Origin of the sequence: Marinobacter subterrani, from assembly GCF_001045555.1 — a bacterium.
GTDB classification, from domain to species: domain Bacteria; phylum Pseudomonadota; class Gammaproteobacteria; order Pseudomonadales; family Oleiphilaceae; genus Marinobacter; species Marinobacter subterrani.
Genome location: NZ_LFBU01000001.1, coordinates 1670038 through 1695369, shown reverse-complemented (window position 1 = coordinate 1695369; position 25332 = coordinate 1670038). Strand labels below are relative to the sequence as shown.

Genomic DNA, 25332 nt, shown 5'->3' with positions numbered 1-25332 from the left:
TCAGTCGTAGACCTTCATCGGTGTGAAGCGCTTCAGTTCGCTGAGCTTGTAGCCGGTGTACTGGCCCATCAGCAGAATCAGCCCGAGGATGACCAGGTGCAATTCCGGAAAATTGAACGTCAGGTGGCCGGCAAGAGGCGCGCTCATCAGCAAATAGGCGCAGATAGCGACAAACAGACTGCCCGTGCCCTGGACCACGACCTCGCGCGCGCCTTCCTCTTCCCAGAGGATGGACATGCGCTCAATGGTCCAGGCAATGATGACCATGGGGAAGAAGGTGACCGTCATGCCGGTGTTGAACCCCATCTGGTAGCCGATGATGCTAAGCCCGGCGGTGATGAATATCACCAGGATAATCAATGCCGATATCCGGGAAACCAGCAGCAGGTTGAGGCTCGACAGGTAGCCCCGCATCAACAGGCCGATGGCGACCACCGACAGAAACGCAATCAGGCCCGGGACCAGGGTTGTCTGGACAAACGCCACGGCAATCAGAACGGGCATAAAGGTGCCGGAGGTGCGAATACCAATCACGATCCGCATGAAGGCCACCATCAGCGCGCCCAGAGGCAGCAGAAGAAGCATCCGGAACATGCTCTGTTCTTCGATGGGCAGCTCGTAAAAGCTCAGGAAACCCAGGCCGCTGGATGCGGACTGCATGTTGGCAAGCTGCAGTGCCGGAACCGTTTGCCGGAGCATGGAGAAGCTGACTTCGGAGTTGTCTCCGCCAATCACATCGAGCAGCGAGGACGACCCCTGGCGCCAGAGCAGCAGGTTCTCCGGCACGCCCTGCTCGGCGGTTTTCGGGTTGAAGGTCAGCCACTCCCTGCCATTGAAAATCTGGAGGAAGGGCATAAGCTGCTGCCGTCGCCGGGCGTCTTCAAGCTGGAGCCCGTCGGCGGTTCTTGCGGCGATGCCGGCATGGTTCAGCATACCGACCAGCAGATCCAGGTAGTTCTCCTCGGCGATCAGCAGCGTGGTGTTCTGCGTTCGGGTGTCCGGCTGCATCAGCCGGATCAACTCGCGGGTCATGCTCTCTGGCGTACTCGAACGGGCTCTGGCCTGAGCCAGTATTTCCCGCACCGCCGTAGCCTCGGGCTCTTCCCAGAATACCCGTCGGGTGCCTGGCTTACGGCCGGGTATCGCGGGCTGTGCCGTGGGGTCCGGAACAAACTGGGCCTTGAAATACAGGGTTTGCGGGCCCGAGGCCTCCCGCTTGCTCCATTCCGCGCGACGGCTGCCGGAGCTGTCGATGATCGAAAAGCCGTAACCGGGCGAGGCGGCCTGTTCAGACAGAATGCTGAAGCCCGGTGGTTGTTGCGGAATGTTGAGGCTGGCCAGCACCGGGCCATTGCCCGCATCGAAGTCCACTCGTGCCTCGACCATCCAGACCGGGCGTTGCTCGCCGGTAAGCCAGGGGATTCCGAGCTCAATGTGGCGCCAGACGGCCAATGAAATGCCAGCGGTAATCAGCAGGAACACGGCGACATAGAAGGGCAGGCGGGAACGGCCGGTCACGATTCGTCCCCGTTGCTGGTGCGGATGGATTCAGGCAACTCCGTTGCGTACTCCTTGCCAACGTCAATGAGCATCACATCGCGCAGGACGTTCCGCCCGATGAGAACTTCATAGGTCAGGTTGCTCCGGTCCGCCAGGGTGAACTCGGCCACCTGTTGATGGTCGCCGATAAAGAACTGAAGCTCGACCACCACCCGGCGCTCCGCTTCTTCAGCGCTGGCCTGGATAACCCGCACCCGCCGGGAAACCTCCTTTTCGAGGGTTACAAACTCATCAGTGCCGGGCACCGGAACCTCAAACCGTACCCAGTTGTTGCCGTCGCGCTCAAAACGCGTGATGTTGCGGGCATTAATAGAGGAGGTTTCCGCACCACTGTCGATCCGGGCCTTGTAGATCAGACCCGGGCCGGCGAGATAGAAATTCTCGACTTCACCAACAATGACTTTACCCTTGAGCCGGTCTGCCCGGCCTTTTGAGGAGTCTGTTGCGGGGCAGGCTCTCCGGGCGGGTATCGGTGGGCATTCAGGCTTCTCTACCTGGGTGGCTATCGCCTGCAATATGGCTTGAGTGGCCGACTGGCTCTGGGTCATAACCTGCTGGTGGCGGATGGAGGCGTTGCTCTCCATGGTAACCAGGGTCGCCCGCTGGATTTTTACCGACGCTCCGAGCTCGTTCAGATCGGTTTTTGGCACCATAAAATAGCGGTCTGCCGAACAGCCCGAGAGCAGGATGCTGCCTGTGATCAGAACGACGGGAAGCTTTTGCAGACCGGCCCGAAAACGTTTAAAACCCATGAAAATCCCCCGAGCCGGCAGTCTGTCATGCGCGGAATCAGGCGCTTGTGACGGACTGTGTATGTCAATCCAGATAAAACCGGGGCGGGAGTATACAGCATCCAACCTGTGTGGTTGATTTACAGATGTTTAAGGGGGGGATCTTGTTTACCGTGACAGCAAGTGGCCTTCGCCCAGTACCGTTTCAGACCGGAGGTATTCCTGAATGACCGGCGAGCAGTTCAGATAGAACAGCAGCAACTCCCGTTGCACGTCCTGATCCTGAATCCGGGCGGCAAAGCTGATCAGGTTCCGGATACCCTCGTCGCTGTCATCACGGCTTGAGGGCATGCCGAAGTTTTTGCCATACCGGGATTCGAGAATGTTGGTCAGCCGTTCGAGGTGGAACTCTCCGGTGTGGGTAATGTGAGGCAGAATGCGGAACTCACCCCGGCGCCCGGAAGAACCCTCGCCGAAATAATCCGCGTGGCTTTCTTGAATGGGGCAGTCTGCCTGCAGTAGGTCCGCCCCGAGTTTTCGCCACAGTTCTTTCAGCATGATCGGTTATCCGTTTTTGATCTGGTTCTTGCCCGGAATGCGGTTAAAAAAAGGTAATAACCATCAAGGCACGGAACATTTTACCCTTTTAGACGATATTACGCTGTGCGTCCAGAGATGGATGCCGGCGCTTTGCATAATTGCTGAACAGTCCTGGTCTTTTTCGTGCAAGCATCCCGTTTGGCGGCGCCCCGGGTAAAAGGTTCCCTTCCTGAGGTAGACTGTCTTGCAGTTTCAAGAACAGTTATCGTCTGATTATTCAATGATTTCCAAGGGGAGTGCTGCGCGGTGCCTGAAGCCATCACGGAATGGATGTTGTCCCGGCCTGACCTGATGTCTGGGCTGGTGCTCGGGTTTATTATTCTGACACTCGTGCTGGCCGGGCTATTGCTGAGGGGAGCGGCTGCCAGGCGGCGGGATGAGCAGGCTATCGAACACTGGCGACAGCAAGCGACGAACCTGGAGAACCGGTTGGCAGCAACGGAGTCAGAGCTGGAAGGCCGCAAGCAGCGAATCGGTGAACTGGAGCGTGAGCGCCAGGGCCTGCAGGCAAAAGCGGACCAACTCGCCCGGGAGCTGGGAGAGGCTCGCGTTTCCCTGCGGGAGCAGGAGGTAACGCTCGCCAACGAGCGCCGGTCCACCACCGAGAAACTGGAGTTGCTTGAACGCAATCGTGACGCCCTGAAACAGGAATTTGAGAACCTGGCCAACAGGATTTTTGAGCAGAAAAGTGAGCGGTTCAGTCAGCAGACACGCACCAGCCTGGATACGCTGCTCAACCCGTTCAGGGACCAGTTACAGGACTTCCGGAAGCGGGTGGAGGACGTTTACACCACGGAAACCCGGGACCGGCAGGCCCTGCGCAGTGAGATCAAATCGCTGCAGGATCTGAACCGCCAGATTACTGAGGAGGCCTCCAATCTCACTCGTGCACTGAAGGGCGACAAGAAGATCCAGGGCAACTGGGGTGAGCTGATCCTTGAGCGGGTTCTGGAAAAGTCTGGCTTGAGGAAAGGGATTGAATACGATACCCAGGGGAGCTATCGGGATGGCGATAACCAGCTCTACCGGCCGGATGTGATTGTTCACCTGCCTGACAGCCGGAACCTGATTGTCGATTCCAAAGTCTCGCTGGTGGCCTACCAGCGGTGGGTTATCGAGGAAGAAGACACCGAGGCAAGAGACGAGGCCCTGAAGCAGCATGTGGATGCGGTCAGGAACCATATCCGCACCCTCAGCGAGAAAGATTACAGCCAGCTCCATGGTTTGCATTCGCCGGATTTCGTACTGCTTTTCATGCCCATAGAGCCGGCGTTTGTGGCAGCTTTTCAGCAGGACGAGAACCTATTCGCAGAAGCCTTCGAGCGAAAGATTATTGTGGTAACACCCACCACACTGCTGGCCACACTGCGCACTATTGAAAACATCTGGCGGTACGAGCGCCAGAGCCAGAACGCCCGGCGTATTGCCGAACGGGCGGGCGCGGTGTATGACAAGCTGCGGGTGTTTGTTGAGGCAATGGAACGTCTGGGCAGCCAGCTGCATACTGCACAAGGATCCTACGATTCGGCCATGAACACCCTGACCAGGGGCCGTGGTAACCTGATTTCCCAGGCAAACCGCTTTGTTGAACTGGGCGTTCGGGTTAAAAAGGAATTACCGAAAGCGATCATGGATCAGGCCGAAGTGGACGACGGCGAAGAGTCCGGAATCGCATATCACGCTGATCTGCCTGATACTGAAGAGCAGACCGTGGGTGCGGATAACAAGCAGGAGTAAAAGCCATGTCAGTATCGTTTGGAACAGGTCGCCGGCTGGCCCGTGGGGCCATCCTTGCCTCGGTGCTTATGGCCGGGCACGCACTGGCGCTGGCGCCAGAGCATGAAACCCGCAGACTGATGCTGGCAACGCAGGAAGCGGTAGAGGCGCAGAAATGGGGCGAGGCCGCCGAGTACCTGAACCGGTTGCAGCAACTGAAAGGGGACAAGCCGGTCGATTACTATTTCTACCGTGGCCGGGTAATGCAGCATTCGTCTCACCTCAATGAGGCCCAGGCAGCCCTGGAAAACTACGTGACCCGCGCGGGAGCCGAAGGAAGCCATTACCAGGAATCCCTGCAGCTGATTACCGATATTGAGAAGGCGAGAGAAGAAAGTGCCCTGGCGGCTCCCGGTGCCGGTGAACCGGAGAGGATTGCTGTGATCAAGCCGGCAGGAGATGGCCGGGTGGCTTCCCTTCGAAAGCTCTATCTGGCGGATTCAGACCGCGAGGCGCTCACGCTGCACATCAACAGCCTGCTGGAGTTGGCGGGCTGGCGGCAGGACCAGACGGTGGTCCGGCTTGATCGGCCCGCCGACGTGGAATATCGGGTGAGCGTTCTGGGCGGTGAACTCCAGATTCAGGAAGTGCGGCGCGGCGACGACGGTCGGGTTGTACGAAGCACCGAATCGATCCCGGTTTTCGGCATTAACCCGCAAGTGGAATGGCGCTGTGAGCCTGCCGTATCAACCTGTTGGGTATACGATCCCAGAGATGGTTCCCGGCTGTTCCAGCTTGCCCTGAACCGGGAATATGCCCGGGACATCGCCGACACACTCGGGCTCCTTATCCGTAGCACCCAGACGCAATAGGATTACTGAATCAGGCGGGAAGGTTGCCTCTCTCGCCTTCCCGGTAAGCGCCCGGTGTTACCCCGGTCCATTTCTTGAAGGCGCGGTGGAAGGTTGAGGGCTCGGTGAATCCCACCTTCGCGGCGATGTCATTGATGGGAAGTTCATGCCGGCTCAGGTAGTAAATCGCCATGTCCCGGCGCAACAGATCCTTGATCTCCTGGAACGAAGTATTTTCCTGTTTCAGCCGCCGCCGCAGAGTCTGCGGGCTGGTGTGGAGTTCGGCCGCAATCCATTCGAAATCCGGCAGCGGTTTTGAGAAATCCCGGCCGATCAACGCCCGGATGCGTCCGGTAAACGTATTGCTTTCATCGGGGCGGGATAACAGATCGGCGGGCGAGGTTTTCAGGAACTGCCGCATCTCGGGCCTGTCACGGATCACCGGTGCCGAGAGGAATCGCTTGTCAAAGGTGAGGGCGGTTTTATCCGACTCGAACGCCAGTGGGCAATGGAAAATGTGCCGGTATTCATCGCCGTGGGGCGGCCGCGGGTAATCAAACTCGGCTTTCACCAGCTCAACCGGCTGCCCGATCAGCCAACTGCCCAGTCGGTGCCAGATCACCAGGATGCTTTCCCTCAGGAAAAAGCAGGGGTCGTGAATCTCCCCCTCAATCCGGGTAACCAGTTGCGCCTTGTCCTCCCCGATTTCAAGCTCCATCGTGACCATGGGCTCGAACAGGCGGGAAAACTGGAAGGCCTGGCGATACACGGATTCCAGGTTGGGGCAGTCCATGACCAGCGCGCACATGGTCGCAAACGTGCCCGTCCGGGCCTGCCGGGGGCCAAGGCCCATGAATTCGTCGCCCATCCGGTTCCAGAGTACCTGCATCAGGTGGCTGAACTGATCACTGCTGACCCTGGCCATCTCAATCCGGAGCAAATCCGGAGAAATACCTGCTTCCAGAAGCATCTCTCGGGTATCAAAACGGAGCCTCTCGGCACCCACCAGGGCGGCCTGAACAAAGTGCTTCGAAACCGTCAGATCAGACATCACGCTCGCCATTCCATGAAAACGAAACCCATCATAAAACCCCGGCAGAACAATGCAACCGAAGGCGACAGAGCCGACTGGCAGAAACGGCCAATGGGAATGATGGAACCGGCAGTTGGCCCCAAAGGCAAAACCGGGCAGCATGGAGAAAACAATACCCATTCTGACAATCAAAGGAGATTACCATGGCCGGTCCGCTCACCTCACTGAAAGTTCTGGACTTCAGCACCTTATTGCCCGGGCCCTACGCCACCATGCTGCTGGCGGATATGGGGGCGGAGGTATTGCGGGTGGAGGCGCCGGATCGGGTCGATCTGACCCGGGTTATGCCGCCTCACGATGCGGGCGTGAGCACGGCCCACAGTTTTCTGAACCGTGGCAAGATGTCTATCGGGCTCAACCTTAAAGAAGAAGGGAGTGCCGAAAAGATCCTCGAATTGATAAAAGGCTATGACATCGTCATCGAGCAGTTTCGACCGGGCGTGATGGACCGTCTCGGCATTGGTTACGAGGCTCTGAAGGCGGTCAGGCCGGATCTTATCTACTGTGCTATCACCGGCTACGGCCAGACCGGCCCCTATCGGAACCGCGCCGGGCATGACATCAATTACCTTTCCCTGGCGGGTGTAAGCAGCCACTGCGGCCGTGCCGACAGCGGGCCACCGCCGATGGGCATTCAGATTGCCGATGTGGCAGGCGGCTCCCATCACGCAGTCATGGGCATACTGGCGGCGGTCATCCACAGGCAGCAGACTGGAGAAGGGCAGTTTGTTGATATCAGCATGACCGATGCGGCATTTGCGCTGAACGCCATGTCGGGCGCCGCATGCCTGGCTGGCGGCCAGGAGCAGAAACCGGAAAGTACCTTGCTTAACGGTGGCTCCTTCTACGACTACTACCAGACCAGCGATGGCCGCTGGTTGTCGGTTGGTAGCCTGGAACCCCAGTTTTCCGCCCGTCTTTGCGAAACCTTGGGAATCCCGGATATGGCGAGCTATGCCACGAGCCAGAAACCGGAACACCAGCAACAGCTCAAAGCCGCATTGAAGGAAAAAATTGCTGCGAAGTCGGTGGCCGACTGGCAAGCGATTTTTTCCGGCCAGGACGCTTGCGTGGAACCCGTTCTGACCATTTCCGAGGCGGCGGAGCATCCGCAGTTGAAGGCGCGGGACATGGTGATCGGCGTTGACCGGGGCGATGGAACCCAGCAGAAGCAGATTGGTTTCCCGATCAAGTTTGAGAAAACAGAGGCCGAGGCGCGGTGGATTGGCAGGAAGTTGGGAGCGGACAACGCCGACTATTTATGACGTGCCCGGCGTAAAAACCCATTCACTATTCTGGCCTAACGGATGGGCTCTGCTAATTTTATTAATAACACCATAACGGTGAATTTATAGACAACTTGTATCAAGGATGACGCCATGAAGATCAGGACGATATCTGACCGCTCACGCCGGGCTTTCGGTCTTGCTGTGCTGTTCGCTGGAAGTGCATTACTGACAGCCTGTTTTGAAGCCAAGCTTTTTCCGGTGGACGGAAAGCTTGAGGCCACCATCCGCCGGACCACCGGTGGGGTGCCCCATATCACCGCCGATAACCTGAAGTCTGCAGCCTTCGGCCATGGCTATGCCCAGGCGCAGGATAATGTCTGTGTGTTGGCTGAAGCGATCGTCAAAGCACGCAGTGAGCGCGCCAGGTATTTTGGCCCGGGGCCAGACACTGCACTGGGCGTAGGGCTGAACATCATTAATGATTTCAGCTACAAGGCGCAGGGCATATACAGTGGTGCCGAGCGGGAATATCGCACGCTGAGTGACGAAAGCCGTGCATTAACCGAGGGTTTTGCCGAAGGCTACAACCGGTATGTAAGGGAAACCGCGCCCGGGGATCTTCCGAGTGAATGCCGTGATCAACCTTGGGTAACCGAGATCACGCCGGTAGACTTGCTTGCGCATTATCGTTTGATTGGCCAGTACGCCAGCGGAGAGCAGTTTGCGACGGGGGCTCTGTTTCTTGCCGTGCCCCCTGGCGTAAGTCCCGCGCCGAGGGTGGTGGCCTCCGTCACGGAGTCGGAGACCCTTGAAAAGCTGAAACGCCAGGTGGTGGCCACGGCCCGGGCAGGCGCCGGATCAATTGAGAAGATCGCCGATATGGGGCTCGCCAGCAATGCCTGGGGCCTGGGCAAGACCATGACCGAGCAGGGGCGGGGCGCACTCCTGGCCAACCCGCACTTTCCCTACACCGGTCCCCGGCGGTTATACGAGGTTCAGATGACCGTTCCCGGCTATCTGAATGTTCACGGGGCTGGCCTTCTTGGTACGGCCATTCCACTGATCAACTTCAATGAGACACTGGCCTGGTCCCATACGGTATCGACCAGTCGTCGCTTCACCTGGTACGAGTTGGTGTTGAAAGCAGGCGACAACCTGACCTATGTGAAAGATGGCGTGGAAACGCCCATACGAACGGAGACCTATCAGATCGAAGTGGATATGGGGATGAGTGAGCCTGTGGTGCTGGAGCGGGAATTCTATTTCTCCGAGTACGGCCCTATGATCGCCGCCAATGCCATAGACCGCAATCTGCCGGCGTGGGGCGACAGCGGCGCCCTGAACCCGCAGAGCCCGGTGGCGATGACCTACCGGGATGCCAACGCCAACACCGGAGGCCTCCTGGATACCTGGTTGCAAATGAGCCGGGCCAATAACCTCAACCAGTTCCAGCGCGTGTTCCAGAATTGCGGCTCCACACTCTGGACCAACACCACCTACGCCGACGCCAAGGGCAATGCCTTCTATATCGATAGCAGTTCAGTGCCTAACCTCTCCGAGCAGGCGATAGCGCTTGTGAACGCACGCCGGGCCGGAAGCCCGTTATATCGGATGCTGTTTGACGAGGGCGTAACGTTGCTGGATGGCAGCACGTCAACCGAAGACTGGGTGGACACCGAATGCGGGCCGTTGGTGCCCTATGACCAGAAGCCCAAGCTGGTGCGCACGGACTGGGTGCAGAACTCGAACAGCAGCTACTGGTCCACCAATCCCGCAGAGTTCCTGACCGGCTTTTCTCCGCTTTTCGGAGAGGAGCGGGCGCCGATCAATGCCCGCACCCGGCTGGGGCTCAAAATGCTTCAGAATCCGATGGCGCCCGGCTTCCCCGCTGCACCTCTTCCGGCGGGCCAGGACGGCAAGTTCAATGCGCAGGAGCTGATCGGTGTTATCTGGAACAACCGTGCCTGGTACGCGGAGCAGTTCCTCCCAGAACTTCGGCAGCGGTGTGAGGCAATCGGTTCGACACCGGTCAACGGCGTTGATCTGTCTTCCTGGTGCCAGGCATTGCAGGGGTGGGATGGGCTGTACAACAGCGACAGCGTCGGCGCCCATATTTTCCGGGTCTTCATGGCAAATTACATAAACGTGATGGACACAGACCTGACCACGCCTTTCAACCCGGAGAACCCGGTGGAAACCCCCGCTGATCCCGCCCGGGAGAATGCGGGAACCCCGAACGATACCATGCTGCAGTCGCTTGCCAGCGGCGTGCTCGCTTTGCAATCCCAGGGGATTGGGCCTGACGAGCCGCTGGGTGACCTTCAATATTATCGACCCTCTGGCGGGGTAGCCCCGGGCAGTGGCGCAATGCCGGTCTTCCAGATACAGCCAATCCCCTGGCACGGAGGTGACGGCAACATCGACGGCACCTTCAATGCCGTAGGTGTGGTCACCAGCGAATTCGCCGAAGACACCCGGTTCCCGCGGATTGCCCCGGAGGTGATTGCTAACACGGCCGGGTTGTCTGATGGGTCAGAGGGTATAGACGGCTGGCTCATGGCCCGGGGTACCAGTTGGCATTTTGGCCTGGAGTTTACCGATCACGGCCCCGAAGCCTACGGGCTCGTTAGTTACTCCCAGTCCACCGATGCCATGTCGCCCTATTTCAGTGATCAGAGCGTGCAGTACGCCAATAAGGAATACCGCCAGATTCCGTTTACCGAGCGGGAGATAGAGGCCAACCTCTTGCCCCAGGGCGAGACGGTGATTTCTCAGTAGGTTTTTAAGCAGGGGAGATTCGACCTGCACTTTCAGCTTAGGGCATATACACCCTCCAGCCGCGAAAACTGGAAAGTCTGCCGGTACACCGATTCCAGGGGAGGGCAGTCAATCACCAGTTCACACATGGTGGCAAAGGTGCCTGTCCGTGCATGTCTTGGCCCCAGGCCCACGAACGCGTCGCCCTTCAGGTTCCAGAATACCTGTCTCAGGTGGCTGAACTGGTCACCAGATTGGGGATGTGGCGGGTGGATCATCGCACCAGGCCGTGATGGGCATCCTGGCAGCCGTAATCCAGCGCCAGCAGACCGGGGAAGGGCAGTTTATTGATATCAGCATGACCGATGCGGCGTTTGCACTGAACGCCATGGCCGGTGCCGCATGCCTGGCTGGTGGTGTCGAGCAGAAGCCGGAGGCCGGCCTGCTTAACGGCGGATCCTTCTACGACTATTACCAGACCCGGGATGAACGCTGGTTGTCTGTTGGCAGCCTCGAACCTCAGTTTTCTGCCCGGTTGTGCGACACGCTTGGTCTGTCGGAGATGAAAGGTCTGGCGCTCAGTCAGAAGGCGTTTGACCAGAAAGCCCTGAAAGAGGCGATCGCCGGGAAGATCCGGGACAAGGATCTTGCAGAATGGCAGTCGATTTTCGCCGGGCAGGATGCCTGTGTTGAACCGGTGCTGACCATTTCCGAAGCGGCGGAGCATCCGCAGTTGAAGGCGAGGGGCATGGTGGTTGAGGCGGATCGGGGGGGTGGGGTGATGCAGCGGCAGTTGGGGTGTGCGATTCGGTTTGGGGCTCGGTGAATCCGGAATAAAAAAGCCCTCACCTGGGGTGAGGGCTTAAAGGTCTTCGCTGTGTCAATCAGTTTAACTGCTTGAGCTCGTCCGTGTTGTCGGAGTCGATAACATCCTGGGCGTTCGGGATGTCGCGGCTGTCAAGGATCGGTGTGGTGCTCGGAGAGCCCATTCGTCCAGTGTCGGCATCGACCGGCCCCATCAGCGTGCCATCGTTGAGTAGGAACTCCGCTGTCTCGAGGAGCGACTCTTTGAAGGCGTCGCTCTGCCGCTGGAAGTCTGCCGCGCGCTGTGCATCGTCCTTGATGTCCGAGTTCTCAGAGGGCAGTACGAACATGCCGTGGTTGCCGTAGGCGAGGTCAGTCGCCAGGACCTTTTCACCGCCGCTGATGGAGACCACGTTTTTCGCGCCCAGCTCTTCCGAGAGCGGCAGCGCACCCGCCAGATAGTCCGGGAACGCGCTGTTCAGCTGAGTGTTGGCGGCTTCGATAACGTTGGTCTGATCAGACTTGTACAGCGTGTTGCCGTTACCGTCTTCCGTACCCACCACGTTGAACGCCAGCACGCCTTTTCCAGAGCCAGCCAGATCGTCCGCCAGGTTGATCGGGTCCGCCGGGTCAATTGCGTTTTGAACCACTCGCATGAAGGTCTCATAGTTAGCAGAGCCCTGTTCCACGCCCTTGGCGGCAAGGCCGTTCAGAATCAGGCTTGCAAAGCTGGGTGAATTTTCCAGCATTCGAGTAATGCCTGACGCCGGAGCGTACAGTACCGTGCCGACAACATCCGGGAGATCGGTAGACTGGTTCAAAGTGGCGGCTGCCCCGGTTGCTGCGACTGTTCCCAGAGAGTGACCAACCATAAAGACATTATTTGGATCAAAGATCGGCCCTGAAGAGCCCGTCGGCTTTATACCGCCCAAAGAAGCAACCAAATTAACCAAATCAATTTGCGACTCAAGGTTCTTATCACGGCTGTTGAAGAAGTTCTGGAGGTTGATATAGAGGCTACCAGACGAACCTACGCCGGTATCAAAGTTCATCGCGGTCGGATTGCCACTGGCATCCGCGGTGAAATTGAAGTGGCGTTCGAAGCTGGTTCTGGCGATGCCCGGGATGACGCTTGTGTAATTCTTGACGGAATTCTGAGCGCCGATGGCAAATCCGACGAACTTTGCGGCAAGCGCATCCACCGTGCTGTTGGCACAACCGCCACCGCCTCCCGCAATAGTTGCCGGGTCTGAAGATGTACAGCTGTAAGGTGCTGCTTGCAAAAATGCGATGACTTGGCTCAGGTAAGTCTGGCTAATCAGTGCTGTGACGTTCGCCGAAGTGTTCTGGGAAGGCACAGCACCGCCACTCTGGCTGTCAAACCCCTTCAACAGCGCCGAGGCCAATGCTTGCTGCTCCTGCGCTGTCCCGGAGGTCTTGTCAGACTGATCCTGTGCATCAATCCCATGCAACGGCAGGTCGATGGCAACGACTCCGTAGCCCTGGGATGTCAAAGTTGAACCTACGGAAAGCGCGGCGCTCCGGTCCGTGGTGATGCCGTGCTGGAATACAACAACCGGAAGCTGCGATGAGCCGTCCCAGGTGAACGCGCCGCCATCGGTGGCGACTCCAGGTCGCGGAAGCATAACCAACATCGGGATCTTCTGGTCTGTCGTGCCGGTTTTTGCCGGGAACGGGAACAGGTAGTTCACCGCATCACTGGCGTAGTCGCCCGTCAGCGGCGACTTCACGCCTTGTGCCAGTTGGAGCCCAAGTGCTCCGAAGTCCTGGTTCAGCTTTTCGGCAAGTGCGTGGTTGGCGGTCCAGGTACTTGTATTGATGGTTGATCCATCAGAACCGCTCGGTACGCCGAGGAAGTAGGGGATCGAAATGCTGCCCTGAAGGACAAGTGCTGTGCTAGAACCTGTGACTGAACTCACGGCCGGTGTCAGCAGCGCTGCGATTGAGCCAGAGCTCAGTGCTGGCAGAGACACGGAGGCGCTCTTGTCACCAATGCTAGGCAGCAGCGATGCGTAGTTTCCGGCAAGGGCGGTGCCACCACACGTAGTGCCGGTGTCGAACCCGGTATCACATGGGGCACCACTGCCGAACAGCGTGGGCAGCGCAGCGCTCAATGCGGGCGGAGGAAATGCTCCTTCGGCCGCCGCGATGGCCGCTTGCACATCGTAATAGTTGAAAGGCGAGCTGGCGGTATCGCCGGTGCTCGACAGATTAAAGTCGGCCGGGGTCAGGTTGTTATCGCCGTTGAAGTCGAAATCCAGGGCGTCGATAACGCCGTTGCCGTTGGTATCGTTCGGACCAACCTCTTTCGCTGATTTGCGCATCGATTTGAGCACGTCTTCCAGCGCCATGCCGCCTGAAACCTTGGACAGAACGCTTGCGGCGCCCGCCACCTTGCGGACGGCACCAAGACGGATCACGGAGCGCAGCTGGTCGGTGAACCATTTATTCGGCTGTGCCATGTAGGGCAGGATTTCCTCATCAGCCGATGTCGTCAGAGAGATGCTGAACGCAATGTCCTTTGCGGACAGTGCGGGCAGGGAGTTCGCTGCGCGGGAGCTGTTTGTCAGCCCAAAGTAATTTTCCGCCACCGGCTCCCAGAAGGAATTGATGATCTTGCGCACTGGCTCAAGGTTGGATGAGCCAAGCGGCTGGGTCGCGTCAGTGGCATTGGCGTAGGACGGTGATGCAATGATTTGTTCACCGCCGGCGGTTACGTCCTTGGTTACCACGACGAGATAGCGCTTTTTGGGGTCGAGCGGCTTCAGCAGATTAATACGGATGACGCTGTGCTCGCCTTCGTCGTCAGATTGCGTCACGACCGATACCTTGTATTGGTCAACGGCGGCTCTGGCAACGGTGTTGGCGGCCGTAACCTGGCTCGTGTCACCCGCTTTAAGAGCGACAAACGGCAGGGCCAACGGGATGGTCGGTGGCTCACCAAGGCTGAGGGCTTGAAGAGGATCGCCACTGGCGTAGTCAAGCTCCAGGAGAAAGACGTTCTGCTTGGGGTTCGGAATCGGCACGCCTGAGTTAAGGACCAGGTCGCCATTTGCGTCAACGACAAACGGCTGGCCATCGACAGAGTCCGCATCGATCATGCCGTTCATGGCAATATCAATAGGAGCAACCGTTGATGCGCCGCTCAGCTTGTTGAGCGCCGTGGTCACGGGGGGCGTGCTGTCCGCGACTTTAAAGGTTCCATCCGCCTCGTTCACATTCACCGTCGCAAGATCATCACCTTGGAAGATGAGGTCGTTCGGGATTGGCAATTGGCCGGTAACCGGATTGAATTGTGGCCACACCTTTCCATCAATGGCCGGGTTACTGATCTGATACTCCGGATTGGCATTCGCCCCCTCGTCACCGCCGCTCAGGCAGCCGGTAAGTCCAACGGAAGACGCCACGGCAAGACTTATTAGAGTTTTCTTGAACATGGGTGGAACCTTTTCCTGTTGTTGTGTCGTTATGTTCGGCAGCTGAAGGGGCCGGTCTGATCCGGTAAGCCCGTTGTCAGTGGCCTGTTCTGCTTAAACTGTTGTTTGAAATTGTGGCCAGCGCTCTAAACCAATTTCTGTATCTTCGACTATAGCGGCAGTGTGGCAAGTGTTGATCAGCCAAAAGTGTGATTCTGACAGTTTGAATCCCGTTCGTTCGATTGGAAACCGGCTTCTGAGAAAAGTAGACGTCGGCCGCCCCTTTGTCGAGACCTCTCAGGCCCGTCGGTTCGCCGTTTTTGACAAAAATGCTTCGCCATCTGGCGGCTCCCTCGCCCAGCCGATTTTCTGGTAAACTCTCGCCTCCCGATTTCTGATGAACCACCATAACGATAGCTAGCTGATGAGGCGCCTATGACCACCGTAATCCGCCAGGACGACCTGATTGAAAGCGTAGCGGACGCGCTGCAGTTCATTTCCTATTACCACCCCAAGGATTTCATCGACGCGGTTCATGAAGCCTACCAGCGGGAAGAGTCCCAGGCGGCGAAGGATGCCATGGCCCAGATTCTGATCAATTCGCGCATGTGCGCCCAGGGCCATCGGCCGCTGTGCCAGGACACCGGTATTGTCACGGTGTTCGTGAACATTGGTATGAACGTCCAGTGGGACTGCGAGCTGCCGCTGGATGAGGTGATCAATGAGGGCGTGCGCCGGGCGTATACGCATCCGGATAACGTTCTGCGGGCCTCGATCCTGGCGGACCCGGATGGCAAACGTCAGAACACCGGTGACAACACGCCGGCCATTATCCACTACAAGATGGTGCCGGGTGACAAGGTAGAGGTGCACGTGGCGGCCAAGGGCGGCGGCTCGGAGGCGAAATCCAAGTTCGCGATGCTCAATCCTTCAGACTCTGTCGTCGACTGGGTGCTGAAAATGGTGCCGCAAATGGGCGCGGGCTGGTGTCCGCCGGGCATGCTGGGTATTGGCATTGGTGGTACCGCCGAGAAGGCCATGGAAATGGCCAAGGAATCCCTGCTCGATCCGATCGATATCCACGATCTGAAAGCCCGCGGTGCCTCCAATCGCGCTGAAGAGCTGCGCCTGGAGCTGTTCGACAAGGTTAACGATCTGGGCATTGGCGCCCAGGGGCTCGGCGGCCTGACCACCGTTCTGGATGTGAAGGTGAAGGATTACCCGACCCACGCGGCGAACAAGCCGGTCGCTATCATCCCGAACTGCGCCGCCACCCGCCACGCACACTTTACCCTGGACGGCACCGGCCCGGCCCTGCAAACCCCGCCGAGCCTGGAAGACTGGCCGGAGATTACCTGGGAAGTGGGCGAGAACGTTAGCCGTGTGAACCTGGATACCGTCACGCCGGAGGAGGTCAGGGACTGGCAGCCGGGTGAAACCGTTCTGCTGTCCGGCAAGATGCTGACCGGCCGCGATGCTGCTCACAAGAAGATGGTGGACATGATCGAGAAAGGCGAGCAGCTGCCGGTCGATCTGAAGGGCCGCTTTATCTATTACGTGGGGCCGGTGGACCCGGTGCGTGAAGAAGTGGTGGGCCCAGCCGGCCCGACCACCGCAACCCGGATGGACAAGTTCACCCACACCATGCTGGAGAAAACCGGCCTTACCGGCATGATCGGTAAAGCCGAGCGCGGCCAGGTGGCGATCGATGCCATCAAGGAATTTGGTGCAGTGTACCTGATGGCGGTGGGCGGCTCGGCCTACCTGGTGTCCAAGGCAATCAAGCACGCCGAAGTCGTTGCGTTTCCCGAGCTGGGGATGGAAGCGATTTATGAGTTTGAGGTGGAAGACATGCCGGTCACCGTCGCCGTGGATTCCCGGGGCTCCTCGGTGCACCAGACCGGCCCGGCTGAGTGGCACGAGAAGATTATTGCTGCCAAGGCAGTCTGAAGACCTGAAAATGGGGTCAGATGAAAAAGGGGTCAGATGAAATCTTCATCTGACCCCTTTTTCATCTGACCCCAACTTTACCCTCCGTCAGCTCGAGCAGCTAATATTAAGATGCTTGCCCCAATCTGGCGGCAATGCCGCGTAGGCCTCGTTTTCCGGCTGTTCATCGAAGGGGCGCTCCAACACCTTCAGCAGCGCTTTCATCGGTTGATAATCGCCGTTCTGGGCTTCCTGGATAACCTGCTGGGCCAGGTAATTCCTCAGTATGTACTTGGGGTTTACGCCACGCATGGCGTACTCCCGCTCATCGTGGGCCCGGGTTTCACTCATTAGCCTTTCCTCGTACCGTTCCAGCCACTGGTCTGCCACGCTGCGGTCAACAAACAGGTCCCGCACGGGCGAATGGCCCCGGGCCTGAAGGTTGGACAAGGCCCGGAAGAACGCGGTGTAGTCCACATGGTGCTCGTGCAGCATGCTGAAGGTATCCATGATCAGGCTCAGGTCTGTGTCCTGCTCATTGGCCAGCCCCAGTTTGTCGCGCATGTTCTGGAGGAACCGGGCGTTGTAGGCGGTTTCATAGTGCCGCAGGCCCCGGCGAACGCTATCCTCGTCCATGATTGGCAGCAGGGCCCGGGCCAGGTACTGGCAGTTTTCGAAGCCCACCTGTGGCTGGCGGTTGTAGGCGTAGCGCCCGCCCTGGTCAGTATGGTTGCAGATGTAGCCGGCATCGAAATCGTCCAGGAAGGCGTAGGGGCCGTAATCGAAGGTGTCGCCGATGATTGACATGTTGTCGCTGTTCATAACCCCATGGCAGAAGCCCACGGCCTGCCAGTCGGCAATCATCCGGGCGGTGCGCTCGACGACTTCCTCGAACCACCGGGTGTGGCGCTCGCCGTCTGGCAGGTTGATCAGGTGCGGAAAGTGCAGTGAGATCACGTGTTCGAGCAGGGTTTTGACCGATTCCGGGCCTACATGATGGGCGGCAAACTCGAAATGCCCGAAGCGGATATGGCTCTGGGCTACCCGAACCAGCGCGGCGGCGGTTTCAATGGATTCCCGGCGGACCGGGTCCCTGGCGCTTATCATGAACAGGGCCCGGGTGGTGGGAATGCCCAGGCCATGCATGGCCTCACTGCACAGGTACTCGCGGATGGTGGAGCGCAACACCGCCCGGCCATCGCCGAAGCGGGAGTAAGGCGTCATGCCGGCGCCCTTCAGGTGCCAGTCCCAGCGGCGGCCATCCGGCCCGGTGGTTTCCCAGAGCAAAAGCCCCCGGCCGTCCCCCAGGTCGGGGTTGTAAACGCCGAACTGGTGCCCGGTGTATTTCATCGCCACCGGGTCCATACCCTCAAGCAATTCCGCACCTGCGCCCACGGCGGTCCAGTCGGACTCAGACTGGGCGTGGAAGCCCATCTGCTCGGCGAGCTTGTGGTTGAAACACACCATCCTGGCGTCTTTCAGGGGCGATGGCTGGACGCGCGTGTAAAAGCTGTCCGGGAGTTCCAGGTAGCGATGCTCCACGCGAAATTCGTTGCTACTCATAAAATGCCTATACTCCCATTGGTATGAATTCTGCTGCTTTCTCTCTAACTGTCTGTCAAAACCAGGAAATTCAACGTGTCTGACCAATTGCTCGAACACACCATCAGGTCCCTGATTGCACAGGAAGACCTGCCTGAGACCTACGCCGAAACCGTGGAACAGACCATCCTGCCGCTGGCGGACCATATCCTGGCGCTTCATGATACGAAGCAGCGCCCGGTTGTGGTCGGTATCCACGGTGCCCAGGGCACCGGAAAGTCAACGCTCACCCTGTTTCTGCGGGAAATTCTGGCCCGGCATCGGAATTGCCCCACCGCCAATTTTTCGCTGGATGATATCTACCTTACCAGAGCCGAACGAAAGGACCTCGCTGAGCATGTGCACCCTCTGTTTATAACCCGGGGCGTACCCGGTACCCACGATGTTGCACTCGGGCAGAGGTTGCTTGATCAACTTCGATCAGCTCGGCCCGAGGAGAGCATTCCGCTCCCTTCGTTCGACAAATCCAGGGACGATCGGGTTCCAGCCAGCGCCTGGCCGGAGTTCTCCGGTCGGGCAGAGGTCATCCTGGTGGAAGGGTGGTGCCTGGGGGCACGCCCGGAGGCTGACGAGGCACTGGTCACCCCGATCAACAGTCTGGAGGCTGAGGAAGACCCTCGGGGAACCTGGCGCACCTACGTCAATGAACAGTTGAAAGGTGAGTACCACGATTTTTTCCGGCAGATCGATTGCCTCGTGATGCTGAAAGCGCCCTCAATAGCCTGTGTTCTGGAATGGCGCAGTCTCCAGGAGCAGAAACTGGCGCGAAAAACCCGAAGTGCACCAGAACAGGGCGTTGACGCGGATCCCGCACAGCAACTGCGCGTTATGAATGACAAGGAGGTCGCCCGGTTCGTGATGCACTACGAGCGTGTAACCCGGGCCTGTCTGGCGGAGATGCCGGGCAGGGCAGATGTGCTTATAGATGTGGCCGAGGACCATTCCCTCGGGCTTCCGCAGTTTCGCACTGGTTAACGGAGACGCAATATGGCGAGACCCCGCCTGCTTATCTTTTCCGATCTCGACGGCACCCTGCTTGATCACGACGATTACCGCTGGCAGCCCGCGGGCCCGGCGCTGGCAAAGCTCCGGGCCGCCGGCATCCCCCTGGTGATTAACTCCAGTAAAACACTGCCGGAAATACGGGCGTTACGGGAGGAGCTGGGTAATACCGACCCGTTTATTGTCGAAAACGGTGCAGCAGTCGTTATTCCGCCCCATACCTTCGGCAACGCCAGCGAGGAGGTGATGAATTTTGGTGCAACCCGGGATCGCGTGCTGGAAGTACTGCGAGCGCAGCGCGAAAAGGGCGCCCGGTTCAGGGGCTTCGATGACATGTCTGCCGACGAGCTGTCAGCGGAAACCGGCCTGGAGCCGGCGGCAGCCGAGCGGGCCAAACAGCGTCTGGGCACCGAGCCGCTGATCTGGCAGGGCACCGGGGAGGAACTTGCCCGGTTTGAGGTGGCCCTGGCGGAGCAAGATCTCAGGCTGGTGCCGGGCGGACGTTTCCTCCATGCCATGGGTATTTTCGATAAGGCCGATGGGGCCCGGTTCTTGCTAAACAAATATAAAGAGCAATACCGGGAGCAGTATGGCGATGCGCCAGTGTTGGCGATTGCCCTGGGTGACAGCCCCAACGATCAGCAGATGCTGGAATCGGCGGATATTTCAGTGGTGATCCGGGGTGTAAACAGTGAAAAAGTGCGGTTGCCTTCGGCAAAGCACGCCATGCGCTCCCTCAAGCCCGGCCCCGAAGGCTGGAATGAGTGCGTACTCAATCTCCTCTTTGAGTACGGGTACTGACCCGTTCGAGTGCGGGTACAAAGAAGGAGAGCCGCCATGGGCGACTTTTACCAGAATGGCATTATCACCACCCTCCATAACCTGGTTCGCCGCCCGGTGGAGGACCTGGAAGCGGAGCTGATGAGTTTTCGCAAAGCCCGGCCCATGTCACTGGTGCTGCCTTCGCTGTACTCTGAACTGGAAGGCCCGGCGCTGAAAAATATCGTTCAGGAGCTGGGCAAGGTTCCCTATCTTGATCAGGTTGTCATCGGCCTGGATCGGGCCAGCGAAGCCGAGTATCGCCACGCCCTGGAGTACTTCTCGGAGCTGCCCCAAAACTTCAAGGTGCTCTGGAACGACGGGCCGCGCCTGAGGGCCATTGATCTCAAGCTCCGGGAGCAGAACCTCGCGCCGACAGAAATGGGCAAGGGCCGGAACGTCTGGTACTGCTTTGGCTATGTACTGGCGTCTGGCGTGAGCAAGTCCGTTGCATTACACGACTGCGACATCCTTACTTATTCCCGGGATCTCGTGGCCCGCCTTATCTATCCGGTGGCCAACCCCGGCTTCAACTACATGTTCTGCAAAGGCTACTACGCCCGGGTGGCGGACGGGAAAATGAACGGACGGGTGAGCCGCCTGCTGGTGACGCCGCTGATTCGCGCGTTGAAGAAAGTCTGCGGGCCCAACGATTTCCTGGATTACCTGGACAGCTACCGCTACCCCCTGGCCGGGGAGTTCTCGTTCCGTACCGATGTGATCAATGATCTGCGCATTCCCAGTGACTGGGGCCTGGAGATCGGCGTGCTGTCGGAAATGAAGCGCAACTACGCCACCAACCGCCTGTGCCAGGTGGATATTGCCGATGTCTACGATCACAAGCACCAGGAGCTTTCACCGGAGGACGCGAGCAAGGGACTGTCGAAAATGAGCATGGACATTGCCAAGGCGCTGTTCCGAAAGCTGGCGACCAACGGAGAAATCTTCTCCAATGAGAAATTCCGCACCATCAAGGCCAGCTATTTCCGGATTGCCCTGGATTTCGTCGAGACCTACCAGAACGATGCCATCATTAACGGCCTGACCTTCGACCGTCATAAAGAAGAGAAAGCCGTGGAGCTGTTCGCCCAGAATGTGATGCGGGCCGGGGCCTATTTTCTGGATAACCCGATGGATACGCCTTTCATTCCCAGCTGGAACCGGGTGACCAGCGCGATACCGGACATCAAGGAGCAGTTACTGGAGGCGGTCGAGCTGGATAACGAGGAATTCCGGCCATGACCCAGCCGCTGAAAGCCAAACTGGTGGCCATGCTGGAGCTGGTGTACCCGGAGCTGGACTGCGACTTTCTCTCGGAACAACTGCTGACCACCATGGGGCTGGAGCCCGACCAGGCACCACCGCCGGCGCACCAGAACAACTGGGATGAATCCGATGTGGTGCTGATCACCTACGCCGACACGGTGCAGCGGGCGGACGAAAAGCCGCTGCAGACACTGCATCGTTTCCTGGGCGATTGCCTGTCAGATTCGGTCTCGTCGGTGCACATACTGCCGTTTTTCCCCTACAGCTCCGACGACGGTTTCTCGGTAATGGACTACCTGGCGGTTAACGAGTCCCACGGAAACTGGGAGGATATTGAACGCATCGCCCGGGATTACAAGCTGATGGCGGACCTGGTGATCAACCATATGTCGGCCCGCAGCCGCTGGTTCGAGAACTTCCGCAAACGGATAGACCCGGGCAAGGACTATTTCTTTGAAGGCAATCCGAGGGATGATCTGAGTGCCGTCGTGCGTCCCCGAACCTCGCCACTGCTGACCCCCGTTCAGACCGATGATGGCGAACGGTATGTCTGGTGCACCTTCAGTGAGGATCAGGTCGATCTGAACTTTGCCAACCCGAAGGTGCTGATCGAATTTACCGCCATCATCCGGCACTATCTGGAACGGGGCATTATCATGTTCCGGCTGGATGCGGTTGCCTTTCTCTGGAAGGAACCGGGCACGCCCTGCATCCATTTGCAGCAAACCCACGAGCTGATCAAGATTTTGCGTTTGCTGATCGAGCATCATAGCCCGGATGCGGTGGTTATCACCGAGACCAACGTGCCCAACCGGGAAAACCTCACCTATTTCGGCAACGCCAACGAAGCCCACGAAATTTACAATTTCTCCCTGCCACCACTGCTGATCAATACCCTGGTCACTGGTGACTGCAAACACCTGAAAACCTGGCTGATGAGCATGCCGCCGGCGCAGATGGGCACCACCTATCTGAACTTTATTGCCTCCCACGATGGCATCGGTATGCGGCCGACGGATGGTCTGCTGACTGAGGAAGAGAAGCAGCGGCTGATCAACACCATGGACTCGTTCGGCGGCAAGGTATCGTACCGGCGCACGCCGGATGGCCGGGACCAGCCCTACGAAATCAACATTGCCCTGTACGATGCACTTCAGGGCACGGCGGAGTCTGGCCGGGATCACTGGCAACTGCAGCGCTTTGTCTGCGCTCACACCGTGATGCTGGCGCTGGAGGGGATTCCGGCGTTCTACATCCACAGCCTGCTGGCCACCGAGAATGATCACGAAAGGGTGAAGCACACCGGGCGCCTGCGCTCTATCAACCGCAGCCAGTGGCAACTGGATGAGCTGGAGCAGAAGCTCGCGGACCCCCTGAGCCATCACAGCAAGGCGTTCCGGGAGCTGAAACGCCTGATCGCCATTCGGCGGAAGCAGCCGGCGTTCCACCCCAATGCCACCCAGTTCACCCTGCATCTGGGCCTCCAGCTGTTCGGCTTCTGGCGCCAGAGTATGCGCCGGGATCAGTCCATCTTCTGCATTCACAACATCAGCAACGAGGTGCAGCAGGTAGCCCTGAGCGACATCAACCTGATCGGCACTGACCAATGGCAGGACCTGATTTCCGGGATGACGATCGATGACCTGTCCGGCTCAATCACCCTGAAACCCTACCAGAGTGTATGGCTGTCCAACCTGGACGTTACCGTCTGATCATCTGACAACGTCATTTGTGCAATGCTCGAAAAACATAGGGTATCCTGTGGCTATATGGGCAAGGCCGAGACGTCATATATGATCAAAGCAATCAAGGTAACCGGGGGCAACCTCAGCTGGGATTCCTGGGAAGGGCCGGGGGAACCCCCGGCCGATCACGTCGAAATCGAAGTGGTCTGGACAGCGATAAATCGCGCCGATCTTATGCAGCGAGCGGGTGTTTATCCGCCACCGCCGGGGGCGTCAGATATTCTCGGTCTGGAGGTCAGTGGCCGGATTGCTTCCGTTGGCCCCGGTGTCACTACCTTCAAGCCCGGCGACGAAGTATGCGCCTTGCTGACAGGGGGAGGTTACGCTACCCGGGTTGTGGTGCCGGAAGTCCAGGTTTTGCCGACTCCCAAAGGCTTGTCGCTGGAGACGGCTGCAGCGATCCCCGAGGTGTTCGCAACAGCCTGGCTGAACCTTTACCAGGAGGCGGCGCTGAAACCCGGTGAGCGGGTACTCCTGCACGCCGGCGCCAGTGGTCTTGGCACCGCTGTTATCCAGTTGGCGACGGCCTTTGGCAACCCGGTATTCGCCACTGCCGGCGACGACGCCAAGCTGGAAATCTGCCGCAAGCTGGGCGCCAGCGGCGTCTGGAATCGTCAGGAAGGATCGTTTGTCGAGACCGTCAAGCACTGGGGTGGCGTGGATATGGTGCTGGACCCGGTGGGCGGCAGTTACATTGCCGACGACCAGAAGGTGCTGAATGTCGACGGCCGTATTGTGCTGATCGGGCTGCTGGGTGGCCGGAAGGCCGAAGTGGATCTCGGCATCATGCTGATTAAACGCCAGCGCCTGATTGGCTCCACCCTGCGCTCCCGCACGGTAAATGATAAAGGCAAGGTGATGCAGGCGCTCCACCGGCATGTGTGGCCACTGCTCGCAGCCGGCCAGATCGAGCCGTTGATTGATAGCACCTGGCCGATAGAGAAGGTGGAAGACGCGATGGCCTACGTGGCCGAGAACAGGAACATCGGAAAGGTGCTCCTGAAAATCTCGGACTGAACACTCCGGCCTTCGCGCCTTGAACTGAGCGATCAGTCCGCGATGTGGACCAACTGCTTGCCGAAGTTCTTGCCCTTGAGCATGCCTTTGAAGGCATCAATGGCATTTTCCAGGCCCTCGGCAACGGTCTCGCGGTATTTTAGCTCACCGGAAGCAACCCGTGAGGCGAGGATGCCGGTGATTTCCTGGTGCCGGTCCTGCCATTCGGTTACCAGGAAAAACCGGTGCTCGGGAACCGGGGCCAGCGCCTTCAGAACATGGAACGGGGTTTCCACGCTGGCCATGTCCGTCGCATTGTACGCCGAAACATAACCACAGATAGGCACCCGGGCACCGGCATTCAAAAGCGGGGCAACGGCGCGCGTGACGGCACCACCCACGTTCTCGAAGTAAATGTCGATGCCGTCGGGGCAGGCTGCTTTGAGGTCCGCATCCAGGTTGCCTGCCTTGTAGTCGACACAGGCATCAAAACCCAGCTCATTGACCACGTAATTGCACTTTTCAGGCCCGCCGGCAACGCCGACCACCCGGCAACCCTCTGATTTTGCAGTCTGGCCAACGACGGTGCCCACCGGGCCGGAGGCGGCAGAGACAACCACGGTTTCGCCGGCTTTTGGCTTGCCCACGTACATGAGGCCGCAGTAACCGGTACGCCCGGGCATGCCGGCAACGCCGAGATAGGCCTGCAGGGGCACTTTGTCGCGCTGCTGGATCTTGTAGACCATCGGCGCGTCGGCGGGGAAAGTGACATACTCCTGCCAGCCGGAATAACAGGTAACGAGGTCGCCGACTTTCAGGGCATCGGATCTGGATTCGACCACCCGCGCCACGCTTTCGCCAACAATGGGCTCGTCAATGCCGATCGGGTCCATGTAACCCTTGGCGTCGTTCATGCGGGGGCGCATGTAAGGGTCCAGTGACAACCACAGCACCTGGGCAACAACTTCGCCTTCGTCGGGAGATCGGACCGGGCGGTCTTCGAGTACCAGGTCGCCCTGCTGGATTTCGCCCTGTGGACGTTGTTTGAGCACAACGGCTCGGTTCGTGTATTCGCTCACTCGTTCTCTCCGGTTGCATAATGAAACCAGATTAGGGTGCAGGAGAATGTAACGCTGGTCAACCTCTCATCTTTCAGCACCGAGGCCGGCCTGGGGTTTCATTCTCAGGTTTGATC

18 protein-coding genes are annotated in these 25332 nt (G+C 58.7%); 11 read left to right on the top strand and 7 right to left on the bottom strand.

Annotated elements, in window-relative coordinates:
* The 3 genes from msub_RS08025 to msub_RS08015 form a co-directional block, all read right to left on the bottom strand.
* Complete coding sequence (locus msub_RS08025; RefSeq protein ID WP_048495522.1) at positions 1–1518, bottom strand: inactive transglutaminase family protein; 1518 nt, start codon at positions 1516–1518, stop codon at positions 1–3.
* Positions 1515–2312 (bottom strand): ATP-dependent zinc protease family protein, encoded by a 798-nt coding sequence (locus tag msub_RS08020; protein ID WP_048495521.1) that lies wholly within the window; start codon positions 2310–2312, stop codon positions 1515–1517. Before msub_RS08020 ends, msub_RS08025 begins: the two co-directional genes overlap by 4 nt.
* Positions 2313–2459: 147 nt before the next feature.
* The gene (locus tag msub_RS08015; RefSeq protein WP_048495520.1) at positions 2460–2849 is read right to left on the bottom strand and encodes a hypothetical protein; all 390 of its coding nucleotides are present in this window, start codon (positions 2847–2849) and stop codon (positions 2460–2462) included.
* Between the two features lie 288 nt (positions 2850–3137).
* Here msub_RS08015 and rmuC point away from each other — a divergent pair, with 288 nt between their 5' ends.
* Positions 3138–4628, top strand: a complete 1491-nt coding sequence (rmuC, locus tag msub_RS08010) for a DNA recombination protein RmuC (protein ID WP_048495519.1) — start codon at positions 3138–3140, stop codon at positions 4626–4628.
* Positions 4629–4633: 5 nt separating this feature from the next.
* Complete coding sequence (locus tag msub_RS08005) at positions 4634–5479, top strand: hypothetical protein (protein ID WP_048495518.1); 846 nt, start codon at positions 4634–4636, stop codon at positions 5477–5479.
* A 10-nt stretch (positions 5480–5489) separates the two neighbouring features.
* On the opposite strand, the gene msub_RS08000 is transcribed toward msub_RS08005, so the two are convergent.
* Positions 5490–6509 carry an AraC family transcriptional regulator gene (locus msub_RS08000; RefSeq protein WP_048497028.1) on the bottom strand — a complete coding sequence of 340 codons (1020 nt, stop codon included), beginning with the start codon at positions 6507–6509 and terminating at the stop codon, positions 5490–5492.
* Between the two features lie 185 nt (positions 6510–6694).
* On the opposite strand from msub_RS08000, the gene msub_RS07995 reads away from it, so the two are divergent.
* From msub_RS07995 to msub_RS07985, 3 genes are all read left to right on the top strand, one after another.
* Complete coding sequence (locus msub_RS07995; RefSeq protein WP_048495517.1) at positions 6695–7816, top strand: CaiB/BaiF CoA transferase family protein; 1122 nt, start codon at positions 6695–6697, stop codon at positions 7814–7816.
* Positions 7817–7930: 114 nt separating this feature from the next.
* Entirely contained in the window at positions 7931–10558 is a 2628-nt protein-coding gene (locus tag msub_RS07990) for a penicillin acylase family protein (protein ID WP_048495516.1), read from the top strand.
* 241 nt (positions 10559–10799) lie between these two features.
* The gene (locus tag msub_RS07985) at positions 10800–11363 is read left to right on the top strand and encodes a CoA transferase (RefSeq protein WP_227506669.1); all 564 of its coding nucleotides are present in this window, start codon (positions 10800–10802) and stop codon (positions 11361–11363) included.
* A gap of 58 nt (positions 11364–11421) precedes the next feature.
* On the opposite strand, the gene msub_RS07980 is transcribed toward msub_RS07985, so the two are convergent.
* Entirely contained in the window at positions 11422–14799 is a 3378-nt protein-coding gene (locus tag msub_RS07980) for a hypothetical protein (RefSeq protein WP_048495515.1), read from the bottom strand.
* A gap of 414 nt (positions 14800–15213) precedes the next feature.
* On the opposite strand from msub_RS07980, the gene msub_RS07975 reads away from it, so the two are divergent.
* The gene (locus msub_RS07975) at positions 15214–16728 is read left to right on the top strand and encodes a fumarate hydratase (RefSeq protein WP_048495514.1); all 1515 of its coding nucleotides are present in this window, start codon (positions 15214–15216) and stop codon (positions 16726–16728) included.
* A gap of 87 nt (positions 16729–16815) precedes the next feature.
* Here msub_RS07975 and msub_RS07970 read toward each other — a convergent pair whose 3' ends face one another.
* Positions 16816–18270: a protein adenylyltransferase SelO gene (locus msub_RS07970; protein WP_048495513.1), complete on the bottom strand. Its 1455-nt coding sequence runs from the start codon at positions 18268–18270 to the stop codon at positions 16816–16818.
* Positions 18271–18345: 75 nt separating this feature from the next.
* On the opposite strand from msub_RS07970, the gene msub_RS07965 reads away from it, so the two are divergent.
* The 5 genes from msub_RS07965 (at position 18346) to msub_RS07945 (ending at position 24158) form a co-directional block, all read left to right on the top strand.
* On the top strand, positions 18346–19284 hold the full coding sequence (locus msub_RS07965; protein WP_048495512.1) for a hypothetical protein: 939 nt from the start codon (positions 18346–18348) through the stop codon (positions 19282–19284).
* A gap of 12 nt (positions 19285–19296) precedes the next feature.
* On the top strand, positions 19297–20112 hold the full coding sequence (locus msub_RS07960; RefSeq protein ID WP_048495511.1) for an HAD-IIB family hydrolase: 816 nt from the start codon (positions 19297–19299) through the stop codon (positions 20110–20112).
* 36 nt (positions 20113–20148) lie between these two features.
* Entirely contained in the window at positions 20149–21372 is a 1224-nt protein-coding gene (locus msub_RS07955; protein ID WP_048495510.1) for a glycosyltransferase family protein, read from the top strand.
* Positions 21369–23108 (top strand): sugar phosphorylase, encoded by a 1740-nt coding sequence (locus msub_RS07950; RefSeq protein ID WP_048495509.1) that lies wholly within the window; start codon positions 21369–21371, stop codon positions 23106–23108. Before msub_RS07955 ends, msub_RS07950 begins: the two co-directional genes overlap by 4 nt.
* 81 nt (positions 23109–23189) lie before the next feature.
* On the top strand, positions 23190–24158 hold the full coding sequence (locus msub_RS07945; RefSeq protein WP_048495508.1) for an NAD(P)H-quinone oxidoreductase: 969 nt from the start codon (positions 23190–23192) through the stop codon (positions 24156–24158).
* A 32-nt stretch (positions 24159–24190) separates the two neighbouring features.
* Here the strand turns inward: msub_RS07945 and msub_RS07940 are convergent, their stop codons facing one another.
* On the bottom strand, positions 24191–25216 hold the full coding sequence (locus tag msub_RS07940; protein WP_048495507.1) for an NADP-dependent oxidoreductase: 1026 nt from the start codon (positions 25214–25216) through the stop codon (positions 24191–24193).
* Between the last annotated feature and the right edge of the window lie 116 nt (positions 25217–25332).